The 18,732-nt window shown below is 60.1% G+C and carries 16 protein-coding genes; 12 read left to right on the forward strand and 4 right to left on the reverse strand.

Annotated features, from left to right (window positions below):
* Positions 1 to 7: 7 nt before the first annotated feature.
* Positions 8 to 859 carry a bifunctional hydroxymethylpyrimidine kinase/phosphomethylpyrimidine kinase gene (gene thiD, locus D3878_RS20970; protein WP_119787244.1) on the reverse strand — a complete coding sequence of 284 codons (852 nt, stop codon included), beginning with the start codon at positions 857 to 859 and terminating at the stop codon, positions 8 to 10.
* 95 nt (positions 860 to 954) lie between these two features.
* On the opposite strand from thiD, the gene D3878_RS20975 reads away from it, so the two are divergent.
* From D3878_RS20975 to D3878_RS21000, 6 genes are all read left to right on the forward strand, one after another.
* Positions 955 to 1,107, forward strand: a complete 153-nt coding sequence (locus D3878_RS20975; RefSeq protein ID WP_119787245.1) for a rubredoxin — start codon at positions 955 to 957, stop codon at positions 1,105 to 1,107.
* 148 nt (positions 1,108 to 1,255) lie between these two features.
* On the forward strand, positions 1,256 to 1,657 hold the full coding sequence (locus D3878_RS20980) for a response regulator (RefSeq protein ID WP_119787246.1): 402 nt from the start codon (positions 1,256 to 1,258) through the stop codon (positions 1,655 to 1,657).
* A 22-nt stretch (positions 1,658 to 1,679) separates the two neighbouring features.
* Positions 1,680 to 2,045: a response regulator transcription factor gene (locus tag D3878_RS20985; protein ID WP_119787247.1), complete on the forward strand. Its 366-nt coding sequence runs from the start codon at positions 1,680 to 1,682 to the stop codon at positions 2,043 to 2,045.
* 10 nt (positions 2,046 to 2,055) lie between these two features.
* The gene (locus tag D3878_RS20990; RefSeq protein WP_119787248.1) at positions 2,056 to 2,631 is read left to right on the forward strand and encodes a chemotaxis protein CheW; all 576 of its coding nucleotides are present in this window, start codon (positions 2,056 to 2,058) and stop codon (positions 2,629 to 2,631) included.
* A gap of 60 nt (positions 2,632 to 2,691) precedes the next feature.
* The gene (locus D3878_RS20995) at positions 2,692 to 5,007 is read left to right on the forward strand and encodes a methyl-accepting chemotaxis protein (protein WP_119788055.1); all 2,316 of its coding nucleotides are present in this window, start codon (positions 2,692 to 2,694) and stop codon (positions 5,005 to 5,007) included.
* A gap of 112 nt (positions 5,008 to 5,119) precedes the next feature.
* The gene (locus D3878_RS21000; protein ID WP_233556413.1) at positions 5,120 to 11,332 is read left to right on the forward strand and encodes a FimL-related protein; all 6,213 of its coding nucleotides are present in this window, start codon (positions 5,120 to 5,122) and stop codon (positions 11,330 to 11,332) included.
* 12 nt (positions 11,333 to 11,344) lie between these two features.
* On the opposite strand, the gene D3878_RS21005 is transcribed toward D3878_RS21000, so the two are convergent.
* Positions 11,345 to 12,424 carry an IS630 family transposase gene (locus tag D3878_RS21005; protein ID WP_119783788.1) on the reverse strand — a complete coding sequence of 360 codons (1,080 nt, stop codon included), beginning with the start codon at positions 12,422 to 12,424 and terminating at the stop codon, positions 11,345 to 11,347.
* Between the two features lie 174 nt (positions 12,425 to 12,598).
* Positions 12,599 to 12,952 carry a deoxyribodipyrimidine photo-lyase gene (locus tag D3878_RS21010; RefSeq protein WP_119787249.1) on the reverse strand — a complete coding sequence of 118 codons (354 nt, stop codon included), beginning with the start codon at positions 12,950 to 12,952 and terminating at the stop codon, positions 12,599 to 12,601.
* Between the two features lie 99 nt (positions 12,953 to 13,051).
* On the opposite strand from D3878_RS21010, the gene D3878_RS21015 reads away from it, so the two are divergent.
* The 6 genes from D3878_RS21015 (at position 13,052) to D3878_RS21040 (ending at position 17,702) form a co-directional block, all read left to right on the forward strand.
* Positions 13,052 to 13,711 carry a YqgE/AlgH family protein gene (locus D3878_RS21015; RefSeq protein WP_119788057.1) on the forward strand — a complete coding sequence of 220 codons (660 nt, stop codon included), beginning with the start codon at positions 13,052 to 13,054 and terminating at the stop codon, positions 13,709 to 13,711.
* A gap of 17 nt (positions 13,712 to 13,728) precedes the next feature.
* Positions 13,729 to 14,118 carry a Holliday junction resolvase RuvX gene (gene ruvX / locus D3878_RS21020; protein ID WP_119787250.1) on the forward strand — a complete coding sequence of 130 codons (390 nt, stop codon included), beginning with the start codon at positions 13,729 to 13,731 and terminating at the stop codon, positions 14,116 to 14,118.
* On the forward strand, positions 14,105 to 14,611 hold the full coding sequence (gene pyrR / locus D3878_RS21025) for a bifunctional pyr operon transcriptional regulator/uracil phosphoribosyltransferase PyrR (protein WP_199688221.1): 507 nt from the start codon (positions 14,105 to 14,107) through the stop codon (positions 14,609 to 14,611). Before ruvX ends, pyrR begins: the two co-directional genes overlap by 14 nt.
* A complete protein-coding gene (locus tag D3878_RS21030; protein WP_119787251.1) occupies positions 14,604 to 15,563 on the forward strand; it encodes an aspartate carbamoyltransferase catalytic subunit in 960 nt (319 codons plus the stop codon). Before pyrR ends, D3878_RS21030 begins: the two co-directional genes overlap by 8 nt.
* 79 nt (positions 15,564 to 15,642) lie before the next feature.
* On the forward strand, positions 15,643 to 16,929 hold the full coding sequence (locus D3878_RS21035; protein ID WP_119788059.1) for a dihydroorotase: 1,287 nt from the start codon (positions 15,643 to 15,645) through the stop codon (positions 16,927 to 16,929).
* Positions 16,926 to 17,702 (forward strand): lysophospholipid acyltransferase family protein, encoded by a 777-nt coding sequence (locus D3878_RS21040; RefSeq protein ID WP_119787252.1) that lies wholly within the window; start codon positions 16,926 to 16,928, stop codon positions 17,700 to 17,702. Before D3878_RS21035 ends, D3878_RS21040 begins: the two co-directional genes overlap by 4 nt.
* A gap of 28 nt (positions 17,703 to 17,730) precedes the next feature.
* Here the strand turns inward: D3878_RS21040 and D3878_RS21045 are convergent, their stop codons facing one another.
* Complete coding sequence (locus D3878_RS21045) at positions 17,731 to 18,549, reverse strand: symmetrical bis(5'-nucleosyl)-tetraphosphatase (RefSeq protein ID WP_119787253.1); 819 nt, start codon at positions 18,547 to 18,549, stop codon at positions 17,731 to 17,733.
* Positions 18,550 to 18,732 lie beyond the last annotated feature (183 nt).

The raw sequence follows: 18,732 nt of genomic DNA on the forward strand, positions 1-18,732 counted from the left end.
CGCTGACCTATTGCAGTGTGTCGCCCGCACCCTCGGCGGCGGCCTCATCCGGTTCGCGCGTCCAGAAATAACGGTCGGGAACCAGCTTGCCCATGCCCAGCCGGTGCGCGTTGGTCAACGCGGCGATGGTGAATTCCTGCGCCTCGAAGACCGCTTCCGGCACTTCCAGGCCGTTGGCCAGCAAAGCCGCGATGGTGGCCGACAGGGTGCTGCCGGCGCCGATGAAGGAGCCCGAGATGCGCTGCCAGTTATCCTGGCGCACCACGCCGCTGTCGGAAAACAGCGTATTGGCGACATCGTGCACATCGGCCGGGGTGCCGGTGACAAACAGGTATTCACAGCCGAGGTCGATGACGCGCATGGCGTCAGCCGTCAGGGTGTCGTCGCTGGAAGGTTCGCGCCATGTTTCGGCAAGGCGCCCGAGTTCGACTGCGGAGGCGAGCAAAAGCGTGGTTTGCGGAATCAGCAATTCGCGTATGGCCACCAGTAAATCTTCACTGTCCTGGCCCTGGTCGGGCAGCGCCGACAGGAACGGATCGAGGATCAGCGGGATGTCGGGGTAATCGGCGACGATTTCGGCAATCGCGGAAACATTTTCAATGCTGCCGACCGTGCCGACCTTGAAGGCCGCCACCGGCATGTCTTCCAGTATCACCCGCGCCTGGTCGGCCACGCAATCGACATCGATGACCTGGCTATCCTCGATGCGGGTGGTGTCGCCAATCAGCAGCGCGGTGACGACCGACAAGCCATGGCAACCCATGGCGGCAAAGCAAGCCAGGTCGGCTTGCAAACCGACCGCGCCGACCGGATCGCTGGCATTGAAGCTCAAAATAAGAGGAGAAGTTTGGATTTGCACGGCCAGTAGATTAAGATATCCGACTTTCCATTTTACTAGATTGAAGGGCAGTCAAAGTGAGTAACGCAACATCAAACGAAGAATTCAAAACCTGGATGTGCCTGATCTGTGGCTGGGTCTACGACGAAGCTGCCGGCCTGCCGGATGAAGGGATCGCGCCAGGCACGCGCTGGGCCGATGTACCGATGAACTGGACTTGCCCGGAATGCGGCGCGCGCAAGGAAGACTTTGAAATGGTCGTAATCTGAAGCACAAGTGACTTGTTGTGAATTGTGCAACTTTTGGCATAAAAACCACGGCGAAGGAAAACTCTGGTTAAACGTTGTTCTAAAGCATCTTGCTTTTTGTTACAGTGGAATCGTATATTGGACAAAATCTAAACGAGAATAAGCTTCCATGACAACACCGCAGGATAACGCCGGTATAAAGATTATGGTGATTGACGATAGCAGCACGATTCGCCGATCCGCCGAGATTTTCCTGGGGCAGGCTGGATACCAGGTAGTCCTTGCCGAAGATGGCTTCGATGCACTCGCCAAGATGAACGATCACAAGCCATCCCTGATTTTTTGCGACATCCTGATGCCGCGCCTGGATGGTTACCAGACTTGCGCCCTGATCAAGAAAAGCGCGAAGTTTCATGCGACGCCGGTGGTCATGCTGTCTTCCAAGGATGGCCTGTTCGACCGTGCGCGCGGCGCGATGGTGGGCTCGGATGCCTATCTGACCAAGCCATTTACCAAGGACAGTCTGCTCAGGACTGTCAGTGAACATACCGCACAAGCACTTTCCAAGTAATTTTTTGACGTAAAGGTTGAAGATGGCTATTAAAAAGATTCTTATCGTGGATGACTCGCCGACGGAACGCTATTTTCTGACGGATATCCTGGTCAAGAACGGCTTTTCAGTGTCGACCGCCGAAAACGGCGAGGAGGCGATCGTCAAGATCAAGGCGGACAAGCCGCACCTGATCCTGATGGACGTGGTGATGCCAGGCCAGAATGGCTTCCAGGTCACGCGTGCCATTTCGCGCGATCCTGAAACACAGGATGTGCCGATCATCATCTGCACCAGCAAAAACCAGGAAACCGACCGCATCTGGGGCTTGCGCCAAGGCGCGCGTGACTATGTGGTCAAGCCGGTCGATCCTCAGGAGCTCTTGTCGAAAATTGCCGCACTCGGCTAATTGAGCGCCCATGACCCAATCCATTTCGGATCCTGTCTCGGACAAGCCCGCCGGCAAGCCGGATGTACTGGCGCGGCGTACCCGTTTGCGCGAATTCCAGGCGCAGCTGGTCGAGCGCATGCAGGCCGCGCGAACTGGTGCCAGTCCTTACGCCCGCCAGCTCGGTGTGCTGATTGGCCAGCGTTACTGCCTGCTGAATCTGCAGGAAGCAGGCGAAATCATCTCGGTTGGCGCCATTACCACCGTGCCGCTGACGCATGACTGGTTCCTTGGCCTGACGAATGTGCGCGGCAGTCTGGTCAGCGTCATCGATCTGGCGCGCTTTCAGGGACAAGGGGCAACCCAGCTCGATCGAGAGAGCCGGATCGTGGTGTTTGCTCCTGGATTGTCGTTCAACAGCGGCATTTTGGTTTCACGCGTGCTTGGCTTGCGCAATGTCGCCGACATGCAGGAGCAAGCCAGTGCGGAGCAAGCCGGGGTGCCTTGGGCGGCCCGGCAATACGTCGATCGCGATGCCCAGGTCTGGACCGAACTCGATCTTTCACTGATCGTGCAGGATGCACAATTTTTGCATGTGGGTATATAAGCGCCAGGTTCCAGGGCCTGGCTGCAGCACAAACGGATTTTAGGAGACTCAGGAATGGCAATGGCGTTCAAAGTACCATTTTTATCCAAGGGCAATAAAGCGGCGCAGGGCAATGAGGCCGTCGGCCAGGACGAGGATTTGTCCGATGACCAGATCGCCGATTACAAGCCGTTGAGCGCCAATGCCAGCCAGGTGTCTGCTGAAAGCAGATCGGCCAGCGATTATCAGTCTGCGCCGAATCCTGATGCGACCTTCATTGGCGACGTGCTGCAAAAGAGCGGCAACATCCGCCTGCCCTGGATCGGCACGCTGCCCTTGCAGGAGCAGGTGCGTGTGCTCCTGCTGATGCTCGGACTGACCTTGTTGCTGGGCGCAATTTTCGCGTGGGCCAATTCGCGTGGCACTTCGCTGGCGGCGACCCAGACCCAGATTGCCGCCGAAGCGCTGATGCATTCGCAGCGCATCGGCAAGGCGGCGCCCAATGCAATCCAGGGCAACGAGGAAGCTTTCCGGCAATTGAAGGAAAGCCGCGACGCCTTGCAGGCCGACCTGAACATTCTGAATAATGGCGGCGCCTACCAGGGACGTAACATCGGTGCGCCCGCGCAATCCATGAAAGGCGCGGTGGAAGATACCCTGCGCGCCTGGGACAAGACGGAGAGTTCCGCCAGCACCATCCTGAAATTGCAGGGCGATCTGAGCGGCCTCGGGGCTACCCTGAAAAAAATGAATGACATTTCCCCGGACATGCTGGAACTGGCGGAACAGGTTGCCACTTTGAAGGCGCAGGGCGGTGCCGCTGCGCGCGAGATTGCTTCTTCGAGTCAGCTGGTGATGCTGACCCAGCGTCTGGCACGCAGCGCCAATGCTTTCCTCACCTCGCAGGGCATGAGCCCGGAAACTGCATTCCAGCTCGGCAAGGACACCAATACCTTCCATGACATTATCGAGGGTTTGTTGAATGGTAGTGAAGTCATGCGTCTGGGGGCGACCCGGGACGCCGATACGCGTGAAAAATTGCTTGAGCTGAAAGCGGTTTTCGGCGAATACCAGAAAGCGGTTGCTGGCATCCGTGGCAATGTGCAGGATTTCATCGCTGCAAAAAAAGCCGAACAATTGGTTTTTAATGAAAACGAGGCGCTCAAGCAAAGCCTGACAGCCTTGCAGGAAGTCTATCGGACGGATCAGAATTCGTTCAGCGTGTCTTTCTTCGCCATGGTGTTTTTCTCCGTTCTGGCGCTGATTGCTGCAGCGGGCGTGGCGCTGGTGGTACTGCAGGATAGCCGTAACCGCACCAAGGAAGCCGAAGACCAGCGCCAGGAAGCCGATGCCCAGCGTCAGCAAGCGCAGTTCCAGGAAGAGGAAGCCAAGCGCACCAATGACCAGAACCAGGCGGCGATTCTGCGGCTGATGAATGAGCTGCAAGAGGTGGCGGATGGTGACTTGACGGTGCAGGCGACGGTGTCGGAAGACATTACCGGCGCGATCGCCGACTCGGTTAACTACACGGTGGAAGAACTGCGCATCCTGGTCGGTCGTGTGACCAACACGGCCGAGCAGGTGACCACCGCTTCCACCCAGGCGCAAAATATTTCGACTGAACTGCTGGTCGCATCGCAAAAGCAATCGCGTGACATCCAGGAAACCGGCCAGGCCGTGCTGGAAATGGCGGAGCAGATTACCGATGTTTCCAAATCGGCCAACGAGTCCGCTGAAGTGGCGCGCCAGTCGGTGACGGCGGCGGAAGAAGGCGCCCGTGCGGTGGAAAACGCCATCAAGGGCATGCATGAAATTCGCGAGCAGATCCAGGAAACCTCCAAGCGAATCAAGCGCCTGGGTGAATCTTCCCAGGAGATTGGTGAAATTACCGAGCTGATTTCCGACATTACCGAGCAGACCAACGTGCTGGCGCTGAACGCGGCAATCCAGGCGGCGTCGGCAGGTGAAGCAGGACGCGGCTTCTCGGTGGTGGCGGAAGAAGTGCAGCGGCTGGCGGAACGCTCGGCCGAAGCGACCAAGCAGATTGGCGCGCTGGTGCGTACCATTCAGACCGATACCCACGATGCGGTGGCCGCTATGGAGAAATCCACGCAGGGTGTGGTCGAGGGGGCGAAGCTTTCCGACGCCGCCGGTACCGCACTGTCCGATATCCGCCGCGTGTCGAACCAGTTGGCAGAACTGATTCAGGGCATCTCGGCGGCAACCGAGCAGCAGGCGACCTCGGCCAATGGCGTGGCGCAAAGCATCCAGAGCATTCTGACCGTGACCGAGCATACCCAGGAAGGTACGCAACAGACCGCCGAATCGATTCGCGAGCTGACCAGACTGGCTGAAGAACTCAAGAACTCGGTGTCGCGTTTCCGCGTGGCTGCCTGACGGCAGGGCTGATTTTCAGCCAATCCAGGCCCGGTGCCCTGCTGTGTTGGGGCCGTTAGTGATGCATGGTGGTGGGCCGGCCCGTCACCTATAGAATTTCCGCGAGGTAGTCATGACCACCCAATCTTCGGTTCCGCCACAAGGTGCCCGAGACAACTTCGATGCCGGTTCCCTGTCCTGGGTGATGGGTGAAATCCGCGAAGCACTGGGCCGCTCCAAAACGGCCTTGTTCGAAGCCGTCGCACAAGATGCAGATAGTCGTTCGACCACGCTGCGCCAGGCCAAGACTTTCCTGCACCAGGCGCATGGCGCCCTGCAAATCGTCGATATCGATGGCGTTGCGATCATCACCGAGACAACTGAAGACTTGCTTGACCGGCTCGAATCGGGGCAGATCGAACTGACCGACAAGGTTGCGCAAACCATTGAAAATGCCTACCAGGCGCTGGCCGAATACCTGGAAGAATTGCTGGCCGGCGCCTCGCACCAGCCGGTGCGGCTGTTCCCTTATTACAGGTCGCTGCTGGAGGCGCGCGGCGCTGAACGCGTCCATCCTGCCGACCTGTTTTTCCCCAACCTGGCGATCCGGCCGCAATTGCCGCCGATCGATGCTGCGGCGTTTTCCGACACCATCGATTACGCCAGCTTGCGCCAGCGATTTGAAAAGGCCTTGCTGCCTTTTCTGAGAAAAAACGACGCAGCATCTGAAGCTGCAAATGCGCGCGCGATGCTGGACATCGTCGTCCAGGTCGAACGTAACCAGAGCAACCAGCAATCGCGTGTTTTCTGGTGGGTCCTGCATGCCTTGGCCGAGGCCGTTGCCGCAGGACAGATTCCGAAGGAAATCTACGTCAAGCAGCTGTTTGCCCGTATTAATCTGCAGATCCGCCGCCTTTCCGAGGGTTCCGCCAGCATCGCTGAACGACTGCTGCGCGATGCGCTGTTCTTCATCGCCCGCATCGAGCTGCCGTCGCCGCGTGCCGCGCAGGTGCGCGCCGCCTATCAGCTCGACGGCCTGGTGCCGGTCGATTACGACCGGAAGCGCTACGGCCAGATTGACGGCGAGGCGCTGGCGCTGGCCAAGACCCGCTTGAACCAGGCGAAGAACCTGTGGAACCGGATCGCCGCCGGCGACATCACCGTTGCCGAGGCTTTTGGCGCCGAGATGAAAGGCTTGACCGAAGCCGTCAGCAAGCTGGGTTCGCCTTCGTTGTTGAAATTGCTGCGCGAATTGAACGGGATTGCCCGTCATGCCGCGGCGACGTCGCAATCGGGCGGCGTACTCGGCCTGGAAATGGCAACCAGTCTGCTGTTCGTCGAAAATGCGCTGGGCAATATCAACCGGCTGGCCGATGATTTCGGCCCGCGTGCCGATGCGATGACGGCACGCCTGTTGTCGATTGTGGCCGGCGAACTGCCAACCGAGTCGGCGCAGTGGATGGATGAGATGTCGCGCGAGGCGCAGCAGCGCCAGACCATGGCAGCCCTGGGCGGTGAAATGCAAAACAGCCTGCGCCAGGTTGAAAAGCTGCTGGACGACTATTTCCGTGAGCCGGCTGGCCGGGCCGCGCTGGTGCAGATTGCGCCGGTCCTGCACCAGATCAGCGGCGCCCTGGCGATCCTCGACCAGGACGACGCCTTGCGTGCGGTCGAGCATACCCAGGAAGTGGTGCGCGGCTTTGTCGAAAGTCCAGAAGACGCCAGCCCCGATGTCGAAGCTTTCCAGCACGTGGCCCAGAATGTCGGTGCGTTGAGTTTTTTCATCGAAACCTTGCAATTGCAGCCGGAAAGCGCCAAACACCGCTTCTCGTTCGATGAAGGCAAGGGCCTGTTTCGCGCCAAATTGCTGGAACGGGATGCGGCGGGCGCCGCCGAGCAGGTCGTCATGGTGCCGGCGCTGGAAGAGGATGCCGGCGCGCCGGAAGCGTTGGTGGCAAGTGGCATCGATGAAGTTGCCTTGCCGACGGTTGAACAGGAGCTTGAACTGCATCAAAAGCAGTCGGCAGAATTAGCGAGGTGTCTTTCAGCTGAGCCAACTGACGCCCGGCTCCAGGAACAACTGAAGGAATCGCTCGAACAAGTCCAGTTCGCCGCCGCGCTGGTCGACAACCCGGAAGCGGGTGAGCGGGCCCGGGTTGCCATGGACATGCTGGAAAACGCCGCGGACGACGGTGCTTTGGGCAAATTGGTCAGCGCCACCGCTGAATCCGTAAGCGTATCTTTGCCCGTGGCCGCGCCGGCACCCGTGCCCGCTGCCGCGCCGATGGCTGCACCGCAAGCGCAAGCCTCGGACGAAGAGGTCGATGCGGAGTTGCTGGAAATCTTCCTCTTCGAAGCGGAAGAGGTACTCGAATGCATCAATACCACCATACCGCAGTCGCGCCAGGAGCCGCAGAACCAGGAACACTTGACGACCTTGCGCCGTTCCTTTCATACCTTGAAAGGCAGCGGCCGCATGGTCGGCTTGATGGCTTTCGGCGAAGGCGCTTGGAGCGTCGAGCAAGTCATGAACCTGAAGCTGGCTGATGGCCAGGGTGGCGATGCCGATTTGTATGCATTGCTGGGAAAGGCATCTGAATTACTGTCCGCATGGGTCGTTGACCTGCAGACTCAGGGCAGGTCGATGCGACGGCCAGATGCGCTGATCGCCGCCGCGGACCGGCTCAGGGATGGCGCGCCGTTTTTCTATGAGGAAGCCCCCGCGCCAGAAGCAGTCGTGGCCGATGCCGCTATCGCTGATGCGCTGGAATTTGCCGATCAGGAAGTCACGGCGCAGCCGCTCGTTGTCGATGTCAGTGTTGCACCAGACGAAGACGTGCGGATGCAATTTGATCCGGCGACCCTCGAAGCTATTGAGGCTATTGAGGGCATTGAGGGCATTGAGGCAAACGCCGCGGACGAAATGATTGAAGCGGCTGACGCCATCGAAGTCGCACAGGAAGCTGAACCGCTGACGGCTGACGAGGCAATGGATGGCCTGGCGCCGTTGACAGACCACTTCATGCTGCAAGTCGATGAGAGCGCCGTTGACGCCGCAGCAGATTTCTCTATGCCGGCAGAAGATGTGCCGGAATGGCAGGCACTGGACGAATTTTCTGAGCAATTCGCAGAGCCGGAAAATGCCGCGACGAATGAGATGATCGCGCAAGTGCAAGTAAGCGAGGATATTCCGGGCTTCGGCGAAATCGCCATTCCCCAGCCAGTACCGGTGGCGGAAATCATTGAATTTCCAAGCATGCAGGCCCCGCTTGCTGCGCGCGACGATGGTGTCAAATATATCGGCGATCTCGAAATCAGCGTGCCCTTACATAATATCTATCTGGCGGAAACAGATGAACTGGTGCGCATGCTGGCCAACGATATTGCCGAGTGGCGGCATGAGCCGGAACGCGTAGTCAATATCCTGGCCGTGCATGCTGCCCATTCGCTGGCGGGAAGCTCTGCCACTGTCGGCTTCTATACCCTGCAGGAAGTGGCGCATGGGCTGGAATTGGCATTGCAGTGCCTGTCGCGCAAGCCAGCCAGCCTGGCCCCCGAGGAGTTCGCCATCCTGGAGGCGAGCGTCGAGCGACTGAAAGCCATGCTGCAAATGTTTGCCTTGGGCGAGATGCCGGCACATGAGCCAGAAATGGTACAGTCGCTGGTCGATTTGCGGCATGCGGTGGACGCACGTACTGCTGCGCTGTCGGTCGAGCCGGGCGCCGATATTGAAGAGATGGTAGCGTTGGAGCCTACCTTGGCCGAGCTGGAAGCCGCGGAAGCGCTGGCGAGCTTGGGCGCAGTGCCGTCGCTCGAAGAAATACAAGTATTGCAAGTGGCGCCTGTCGAAGAAGTGCAAGTGGTACCTGCTGTGGTGTCGGCGCTCGTGCCTGCGCCGCAGCAGCAGGATGCACAGATTATGTCGTCCGATTTTGCGACCAAGCCAGCCGAGAATGACGCCGCTGCGCCGGCTAACGTCATCAAGGATGAACTGGATGCGGATCTGCTGCCGGTCTTCCTGGAGGAAGGGCGCGACATGTTGCCCGAAGTTGGCGAAAAGCTGCGCTCCTGGCAAGCGAACATGGCGGATGTGAGTTTTCCGCAGGCCTTGCTACGTCTTTTACATACCATCAAGGGCAGCGCCCGCATGGCCGGTGCGATGGGGCTGGGCCAGCACATGCATGAGATGGAAACTAGGATTGAAGCCATCACGCACGCCGGCTTCCCCTCGACGCAGTCGCTGGAAGATTTGCTGTCGCGTTATGACTATGGTTTGCAGTTGTTCGAGGTGTTGCAGAATCCGGATGCGGCCCGGCCGGCTCCGGTGCCGGCAGCCGCAGACGACAGCAATGCGCCAGCTGGCGCTGCGACGGGCCTGGTCGAGCTGAATTCGCTCATGCCGGCGCGCACCGCCAATTTCGCCGCAACGCCGGCGCCTGCCGCACAAAAAGCGGTCGCCGCCGGCGCACCGGTACCGCTGGTGCGGGTGCGCGCCGACATCCTCGACCGCCTGGTCAACCAGGCCGGTGAAGTGTCGATCTCCCGCTCCAAACTGGAAACCGAGGTTGGCACCCTGCGCGGTTCGCTGTCCGAATTGACCGAGAACATCACACGCTTGCGTACCCAGTTGCGCGAAATTGAAATGCAGGCCGAGTCGCAGATTTCCTCGCGCATGGCCTTGTCGGGCGATCGCGAGTTCGATCCGCTCGAATTCGACCGCTTCACCCGCTTGCAGGAATTGACGCGCATGATGGCCGAGAGCGTCAACGACGTCGGCTCGGTGCAGCAAAACCTGATACGTACGGTCGATAGCGCCAGCGACGACCTGATCTCGCAGGCACGCCTGACGCGTGATCTGCAACAAGATCTGATGCGTGTGCGCATGGTCCAGTTCGCCAGCATTTCCGAACGTCTGTTCCGCGTCACGCGCCAGGCATCGAAGGAGCTCGACAAGCGCGTCAACCTGGACATCCGCGGCAGTGCGGTGGAAATGGACCGCAGCGTGCTGGAGCGCATGGCCGGGCCGTTCGAACATTTGCTGCGCAATGCGATCGTGCATGGCGTCGAATCGAAGGAAAGACGCCGCGCCGCCGGCAAAAGCGAGATCGGCGAATTGCTGGTGGAAGTCCGCCAGGAAGGCAACGAGGTCGTCATCCAGTTCAACGACGACGGTCAGGGCCTGGATGTCGAACGCATCCGTGAAAAGGCGCAATCCCACGGCCTGCTCGGCGAAGGCATGAGCGAAAGCGAAGTGACCGACCTGATTTTCCATCCGGGCTTTTCGACCGCCGATGCGGTGACCGAGCTCGCCGGTCGCGGTGTCGGCATGGATGTGGTCCGTTCCGAAGCGGCCGCGCTGGGTGGCCGCGTGGCGATCAAGACAGAGCCGGGCAAGGGCGCGCAATTCACCATCCACCTGCCGCTGACGCTGGCGGTGACCCAGGTGGTGCTGCTGGCAACCGGCGGCAAAGTGTACGCGGTGCCTTCTGTGCTGGTGGAGCAGGTGCAGCAGTTGAAGACTGGCATGCTGACTGCGGCTTACAATGAAGGTGCCGTGATGTGGCAGGGGCAGCGGGTGCCGATGCAATACCTGGCAACCTTGCTGGGCGACCGTGATGCCACCGCTGTGGCGCAGCAATACACGCCGCTGGTCATCATGAAAAGCGGCAGCGACCGTGTCGCGCTGCACGTCGACCAGGTGATCGGCAATCGCGAGGTGGTGGTCAAGAACATCGGCCCGCAACTGGCGCGCATGATCGGCATCGCCGGCGCCACGGTGCTCGGTTCCGGCGAGATCGTATTGATCGTGAACCCGGTGCCACTGGCCCAGCGCGTGGCTCAGGAAAATATGCGCGCGCCGCGCCTGGTCGCTTCCGATGCGCCGGAGCACATGGGGGCGGTGGCCGAGATGGCGAGCGGCAAGCCGTCGGCACCGCAGTCGGAGTCGGTACAGGGCTTGCGCACGCAAAATATCGTCATGGTGGTCGACGATTCGCTGACGGTGCGTCGCGTTACCCAGCGCCTGCTGGTGCGCGAAGGCTACCAGGTGGTGCTGGCCAAGGATGGCGTCGATGCGCTCGAACAATTGCAGGCGATCACGCCTGACGTGATGCTGGTCGATATCGAAATGCCGCGCATGGATGGCTTCGACCTGACTCGCAACGTGCGCAGCGACGAGCGTACCAGGCATATTCCGATCATCATGATCACGTCACGTACCGCCACCAAGCACCGCAACTATGCGATGGAACTGGGCGTCAACGAATACCTTGGCAAGCCTTACCAGGAAGACGATTTGCTGAAATCGATTTCCGGTTTCATCAACAAGGAAACCCCGGTGAACTGAGTTGCGCTAGTGTCATGAGTTTGAAATTCGCAGACAAAATCGTTCAATACTGGCCATGATGTCATCAGCGGACTTGGTCCAGACAAACGGCTTGGGGGCGGCGTTATTGAGTTTGAGGTAATCGCGAATGGCGTCTTCCAATTGACGGGTCGAACGATGGGTTCCGCGGCGAATTTGTTTTTCGGTCAGCGTGGCGAACCAGCGCTCGACCTGGTTGAGCCACGAAGCAGAGGTCGGCGTGAAATGTACGTGGAAGCGCGGATGACGGGCGAACCAATTGCGGATGGTTGGTGTCTTGTGCGTACCATAGTTATCCATCACCAAATGAATGTCCAAATCGCTCGGAACGGAGGCTTCGATCGTGCGTAAGAATTTCAGAAATTCACTGCTGCGATGCCGCCGGTGCAACTGCCCGATGACTTCGCCCGTGGCAATGTCGAGCGCGGCAAACAAGGTCGTCGTGCCATGACGTTGGTAGTCATGGGTGCGCCGTTCTGCAACGCCAGGAGCCAGCGGCAAGATTGGCTGGGTCCGATCCAACGCCTGAATCTGGCTCTTCTCATCGACGCACAGCACCATCGCCTTGACCGGCGGATCGATGTACAGCCCCACGATGTCGCGGGTCTTCTCGACAAACAGCGGATCGGTGGATAGCTTGAAGGTTTCCTGACGATGCGGTTGCAAGCCAAATGCGCGCCAGATACGGCTGACCGCCGTTTGCGACAGCTTAGCTTCGCGTGCCATGGTGCGCGTACTCCAGTGCGTGGCGTTCGACGGTTTCTCTTCCAGCGTCTTGGCGATCACGGCATCGACGCGCGCATCATCGATCGTGCGCGGCGCGCCCGAGCGGGGGGCGTCCAGCAAACCATCCAATCTCATTTGCACAAAGCGCCCGCGCCATTTCGATACCGTCTGCCCCGTCACTGCAAGTTTGGCGGCGACCGCCTTGTTCTCCGCTCCGTCGGCACATTCCAGCACGATGCGCGAACGCAGAGCCAATGCTTGCGCCGTCTTGCGTCGGCGTGCCCAAGCATGCAATTGTTCTTGTTCTTCTGCGCTCAACACCAACGCCGCTTTCGGTCTGCCTGCCATATCATCCTCACTGTCGAAAACAATAAAACTGGGACAGCGAACAGGCAAAATAATTCAACGAATTTCAAACTCAGGACACTAGCCGGCGTCATCGGTTCCGTGAAAACCCGCACCTTTATTGGCTGTGGGTTTTTTATTGCTGCTTGACCACGACGAAGCGCGCCAGCGTCTGCGTCACTGCGCCACTGCGGCATCGTGCACATTGGCCTGCGGTTCATAATCCGTGTTGGTGAAGACCGCTTGTGCCTGCAACGGCCTTGCCAGTGCGGGAATCGCTTGCGTGGCGCATGCATGCAGGACGATCATCCTACTGCCAAGGAGTTGCAATTCGCCATGCAGTTCCATTACGCTGGCATGGATGAAGGCGACCCGGCGGTCGTCTGCCGTTAGCTTGTCGAGGATTTCCCGGTCAAAGATGAAAATGCAAAAAACCCATTCGCTTTGATACAGGGTGAAATGGCGGGCCGCATGATCCTCGGCGCGCAAGTCGCGCCGGAACCAGGCAATTGATTGGCGGAATCGTGCCATTGCTTTAAGGTATAACTGGCAACCCAGTTTAACGCTAGCCAGCGCCGGCGGGAAGGCCGGCTTCCATATCGGGAGGGTAAAACTGGTAAAATGGGCAGCATGGCAAACCATGGCAAGACCCGAAAATCCTTCTCCAAAACCGGAGCGTCCGAGGATATCCCTATTTTTTCCACCATGTCCGATACTGGCGCGACACCTGCCTTCAACCTGGTAAACCATTTCCTGATCGCGATGCCGTCCATGTTCGATCCGGTCTTCGGCGGTACGGTGGTTTATTTGTGTGAGCACAATGCCCAGGGTGCCTTGGGCTTGATCATCAACAAGCCGACCGACATGACCATGGACGTGTTGTTCGAAAGAATTGAGCTGGAACTGGAAATTGCGCCGCAAGCCGGCGGCAATCAGCCCGTCATGTTTGGCGGGCCGGTGCAGGTCGAGCGCGGCTTTGTCCTGCACAGTCCGCCGGGCGCTTATTCGTCGAGCATGCGGGTGACGGATGCCATTGCGCTGACGACCTCCAAGGATATCCTGGAAGCGGCGGCCACCGGCAAGGGGCCGCACAAGATATTGGTGGCATTGGGCTGTACCGGCTGGAGCGCCGGCCAGCTGGAAGAAGAAATCGTTCGCAACGGCTGGCTGACGGTGCCTGCCGATCCGGCAATCCTGTTTGATTTGCCGCTTGAGCAACGCTTTGCCGCTGCCATGAAATTGCTGGGGATCGACCCCGGCATGCTGGCCGGCGTCGCGGGCCACGCGTAAGCAGACGGATATCGCTGGTGGAAACGGTCCTCGGGTTTGATTTCGGCTTGAAGCGCATCGGTGTGGCAGTCGGCAATACGCTGATCCAGCAGGCGCAGCCGCTGATGGTAATCCGCGAGGCTACCAACGACGGCAAATTTGCCGCGATCGCCAGTCTGCTGGAGCAATGGCGGCCGGCGCGCTGCATCGTCGGGCTGCCGCTGCATCCAGACGGGGTCGAGCATGAAATGACGCTGCGTTGTCGTCGTTTTGCCAATCAGCTGCAAGGACGCTTCGGCATCCCGGTCGAGCTCGTCGACGAGCGTTACTCGTCCGCGGTCATCACGGCCAGGCGCGGCGAAACCATCGATGACCAGGCTGCCGCAATTATTTTGCAACAATACTTTGATCAACATGTCGAATCTTGAACTGGATGCCGAGGCGCTGTACAGGGCGTTGGCCGCGCAGGTGAAGACCGCCCTGGCCGGCACCGAACGGCTGGCCCTGGTGGGCATATACTCCGGCGGGGCCTGGCTGGCCGAACGCCTGGCCGCAGAATTGCAGCTCGATGGGCGGCTGGGTTTCATTGATGTTTCCTTCTATCGCGACGATTACGCGGAGAAGGGCTTGCCAGCTGCGGTCAAGCCGACCCAGATCGCCTTCGACGTTGACGGCGCCACCATCCTGCTGGTGGATGACGTGTTGTACACCGGCCGCACCACGCGCGCGGCCATCAATGAATTGTTCGACTATGGCCGGCCGGCGCGCGTCATGCTGGCTGCCCTGGTCGATCGCGGCGAACGGGAATTGCCGATCGCCGCCGATTTCGTCGCCGCCACCGTCGCGCTCGATGCCGGCGAGTCCTTGCTGCTGCAACGTGCCGATGATGGCAGTTTCACACTTTCGATCAAACATGCATAATCCGCAACTGAACAACAACGGCGAGCTGCAGCACCTGCTGACCATCGAAGGCTTGCCGCGGGATGTCGTCACCCACATCCTCGATACCGCTTCCTCCTTCGTCAGCATCGGCGACCGCGAAGTCAAGAAGGTGCCGCTCATGCGCGGCAAGAGCGTCTTCAATCTCTTCTTCGAGAATTCGACGCGCACCCGCACCACCTTCGAAATCGCTTCCAAGCGCCTGTCAGCCGACGTCATCAACCTGAATATTTCGGCTTCCAGCACGTCCAAGGGCGAATCGCTGCTGGATACCATCGACAACCTGGCGGCCATGCATGCCGACATGTTCGTGGTGCGTCATGCGCAATCGGGCGCGCCCTACCTGATCGCCAAGCATTTGAATGATATTGGCCAGCCGCACGTGCATGTGGTCAATGCCGGCGACGGCCGCCACGCCCATCCAACCCAGGGCTTGCTGGACATGTACACCATCCGGCATTACAAGAAGGATTTCTCCAACCTGACGGTGGCCATCGTCGGCGACATCCTGCACAGCCGGGTGGCGCGCTCGGACATCCATGCGCTCACTACCCTGGGCGTGCCGGAGATCCGCGCAATCGGTCCGCGCACACTGTTGCCGAGTGGCCTGGAACAGATGGGGGTGCGGGTGTTTACCGACATCAATGAAGGCCTGAAGGGCGTTGACGTCATCATCATGCTGCGCCTGCAGAATGAGCGGATGAGCGGCGCCCTGTTGCCCTCGGCCCAGGAATTTTTCAAAAGCTACGGTCTCACCACCGAACGCCTGGCGCTGGCCCGGCCGGACGCCATCGTGATGCATCCGGGACCGATGAACCGTGGCGTCGAAATCGAATCGGCCGTGGCCGACGGCAGCCAGGCGGTGATCCTGCCACAGGTGACTTTCGGCATCGCGGTACGCATGGCGGTGATGAGTATTTTGGCGGGTAATTAATAATTTTATGCATTGTGGGACAGAGTTTACAAGTCGCCGCAGCGCGACGAGTTACTCTGTCCCCAACATTATATAAATGATGAATATTTTAATTAAAGGTGGCCGCCTGATCGACCCGGCCAACGCCATCGATGCGCAACAGGATGTCTATGTCGCCGACGGAAAAATTGCCGCTATCGGCGCGGCCCCTGGCGGATTTGTCGCCGACCGCACTATCGATGCGCAAGGCTTGCTGGTGGTGCCCGGCCTGGTGGACCTGAGCGCGCGCCTGCGCGAACCCGGCTATGAACACAAGGCGACCCTGGAATCGGAAATGCAGGCAGCGGTGCAGGGGGGCGTCACCAGCCTGGTGTGTCCGCCGGATACCGACCCCGTGCTGGACGAGCCGGGGCTGGTGGAAATGCTCAAGCACCGCGCCCGTCTCCTGAACCAGGCGCATGTCTATCCGCTCGGCGCGCTTACTGCCGGCCTGAAGGGCGAGGCGCTGACCGAGATGGCGGAATTGACCGAAGCGGGCTGTATCGGTTTTTCGCAGGCCGACCAGACGATTTTCGACACCAACGTACTGCTGCGGGCCATGCAGTATGCGCAAACTTTCGGCTACACGGTGTGGCTGCGTCCGCAGGACCCGCACCTGGGGCGTGACGGCATTGCCCACAGCGGCGCGGTGGCGTCGCGCCTGGGTCTGTCGGGCGTGCCGGTGATGGCCGAGACAGTCGCCCTGCATACGATTTTCGAATTGATGCGCGTCACGGGCGCGCGCGTGCACCTGTGCCGCATGTCGTCTGCCGCCGGGCTGGAGTTGGTGCGCGCGGCCAAGAAGGAGGGCTTGCCAGTCAGCTGCGACGTCGGCGTGCACCACGTCCACCTGATCGACATGGATATCGGCTTTTTCGACGCCAATGCGCGCATGACGCCGCCGCTGCGCGCCCAGCGCGACCGCGATGCGATCCGCCAGGCCCTGGCCGACGGCACCATCGACGCCATCTGCTCGGATCATACGCCGGTCGATGACGATGAAAAATTGCTGCCGTTCGGCGAGGCGACGCCCGGCGCCACCGGCCTGGAACTGCTGCTGTCGCTGACCTTGAAGTGGAGCGAGGAGACGGACTCGCTGGAGCCGTTGCGCGCAATTGCCAAGATCACCAGCGATGCTGCGCGTGTTGCCGGCCTGGCGGCTGGCAGCCTTGGCGTGGGCAGTATTGCCGACATCTGCCTGTTCGATCCGGCCGCGCGCTGGAAAGTGGCGGCGAAGGCGCTCGCCAGCCAGGGCAAGCATACGCCGTTCCTCGGCTATGAACTGGCCGGCCAGGTGCGCGCGACCATCGTCGCCGGCCACCTTGCTTTCGAGCGGGGACTTGCTTGACGGCCCTGCGACTGGCGCGCATTTGCCTGCATCTGCTGGCGGGACTACTGACTTGCGCGCTGGTGTTCCCTTTTGCCGGTGAGACTGGCCGGGCGCGCTGCATCCGGCGCTGGTCGGTCAAATTGCTGGGATTGTGCCAGGTAGAGGTCGAGCTCATCGATGCGGCTGTCGGCGCCACGCCATCGCATGCGCTGATCGTCGCCAACCACATTTCCTGGCTGGATATTTTCGTCATCAATTCCTGGCATCCCTGCCGCTTCGTCGCCAAGGCGGATATCCGCGCCTGGCCGCTGTTGGGCTGGTTGTGCGAAAAGTCCGGGACGATTTTCATCGAACGTGGCAGCCTGCGCGCGGTACGGCATATTTATGCGGGACTGGTGCACCGCCTGCGTGATGGCGAACGTGTGGCTTTTTTCCCCGAAGGCACGACCAGTGTGCAGGGCAGCGTACTGCCCTTCCATTCCAACCTGTTCGAATCGGCGATCGAGGCGCAGGTGCCGGTACAACCGTTTGCCTTGCGTTACCTTAGCGTAGAGGGCGAGCCGGGGCGTTTTGGCGAAGCTAGTCGCTTTCATCCGGCGGTCACCTTTATCGACGACATGACTTTTGTCGAAAGCCTGCTGGTCATCCTCAAGGGGGGAAGGATCCGGGCAGAACTGGTGCGCCTGCCGCTGATCGAGACTGCGGGCGGCCATCGCCGCGACCTGGCGCAGGCTGCGCAGCGTGCCATCGCCGCCGAGGTGGCGGCCGCAGAGGGGCTGCGCGCGGCCTGAGTCACCGCTGCGCTGGCGTCGCCCACATTCAGCCGGGTTGCTGGTATTGCGGGCAGCTCACCTGAACGAGGGTACGGTCCTCCAGGCGTATTGCGCTCAGCTTGCCGCCCCATACGCAACCGGTATCCAGGCCGATCAGGTTCGGCCGCTGGATCAGGCCGAGCGTGGACCAATGGCCGAACACAATGGTCGTATCGGCGCTGCGGCGCCCCGGCATGTCGAACCAGGGCGTAAAGCCTGCCAGATGTGGCCCGAATGCTTCCTTGTTGCTCAATTCCATGGCGCCGTCGGGTGTGCAATAACGGATGCGGGTCAGGGCATTGACGATGCAGCGCAGGCGGTCGGTGCCGGTCAAGGCATTGTCCCATTGTGCCGGCTGGTTGCCATACATCTCGCGCAGGAAATCGGCCCAGTCCGGTCCGCGCAGTACGCTTTCAACCTCTTGCGCCAGGCTCAGGGTTTGCGCCACCGTCCATTGCGGCAGGACGCCGGCATGGACCATCAGGTAGCCGTTTTCCAGATGCGCCAAGGGCCGCCGGCGCACCCAGTCGAGCCAGTCGTCGCGGTCGGGCGCCTGCAGGATGTCGTCCAGGGTATCGTTGGCGTGGGCCTTGCGAATGCCCTGCGACACTGCCAGCAAATGCAGGTCATGATTGCCCAGCAAGGCGGTGGCGCGCGTGCCCAGGCTGCGGATGGTGTGCAGCGTTTGCAGCGATTGCGGTCCGCGGTTGACTAGGTCGCCGACGAAGATCAGGCTGGCTTGCGGACTTTCCTTTTCAATTTTCTCAAGCAGCAAGCTCAGGCTGGGGCGGCAGCCTTGCAGGTCACCGATGGCATAGGTGGACATGGAGTAAGAGGCCAGGGAAGTGTTCATTAGCTACATTGTATATTCTTCGAAACATGGAATTGTGCGGCCAATCTCATTACAATCACCGCAATATTTGCTTTTTCCCCTATTTAATTCGGGATGTTTGCACGCAATTCGCGGAAAGCATTTGCATCTTTCTGCGTGGGATCAGGCATTGGCCTT

It is taken from the genome of Noviherbaspirillum sedimenti (assembly GCF_003590835.1).
Taxonomy (GTDB): Bacteria; Pseudomonadota; Gammaproteobacteria; order Burkholderiales; family Burkholderiaceae_D; genus Paucimonas; species Paucimonas sedimenti.

Coding starts and splice junctions, on each gene's coding strand:
- D3878_RS20975 (WP_119787245.1), top strand. CDS start 955: ATGTGCCTGATCTGTGGCTGGGTCTACGACGAAGCTGCCGGCCTGCCG.
- D3878_RS20980 (WP_119787246.1), top strand. CDS start 1,256: ATGACAACACCGCAGGATAACGCCGGTATAAAGATTATGGTGATTGAC.
- D3878_RS20985 (WP_119787247.1), top strand. CDS start 1,680: ATGGCTATTAAAAAGATTCTTATCGTGGATGACTCGCCGACGGAACGC.
- D3878_RS20990 (WP_119787248.1), top strand. CDS start 2,056: ATGACCCAATCCATTTCGGATCCTGTCTCGGACAAGCCCGCCGGCAAG.
- D3878_RS20995 (WP_119788055.1), top strand. CDS start 2,692: ATGGCGTTCAAAGTACCATTTTTATCCAAGGGCAATAAAGCGGCGCAG.
- D3878_RS21000 (WP_233556413.1), top strand. CDS start 5,120: ATGACCACCCAATCTTCGGTTCCGCCACAAGGTGCCCGAGACAACTTC.
- D3878_RS21005 (WP_119783788.1), bottom strand. CDS start 12,424: ATGGCAGGCAGACCGAAAGCGGCGTTGGTGTTGAGCGCAGAAGAACAA.
- D3878_RS21010 (WP_119787249.1), bottom strand. CDS start 12,952: ATGGCACGATTCCGCCAATCAATTGCCTGGTTCCGGCGCGACTTGCGC.
- D3878_RS21015 (WP_119788057.1), top strand. CDS start 13,052: ATGGCAAACCATGGCAAGACCCGAAAATCCTTCTCCAAAACCGGAGCG.
- pyrR (WP_199688221.1), top strand. CDS start 14,105: ATGTCGAATCTTGAACTGGATGCCGAGGCGCTGTACAGGGCGTTGGCC.
- D3878_RS21030 (WP_119787251.1), top strand. CDS start 14,604: ATGCATAATCCGCAACTGAACAACAACGGCGAGCTGCAGCACCTGCTG.
- D3878_RS21035 (WP_119788059.1), top strand. CDS start 15,643: ATGAATATTTTAATTAAAGGTGGCCGCCTGATCGACCCGGCCAACGCC.
- D3878_RS21045 (WP_119787253.1), bottom strand. CDS start 18,549: ATGTCCACCTATGCCATCGGTGACCTGCAAGGCTGCCGCCCCAGCCTG.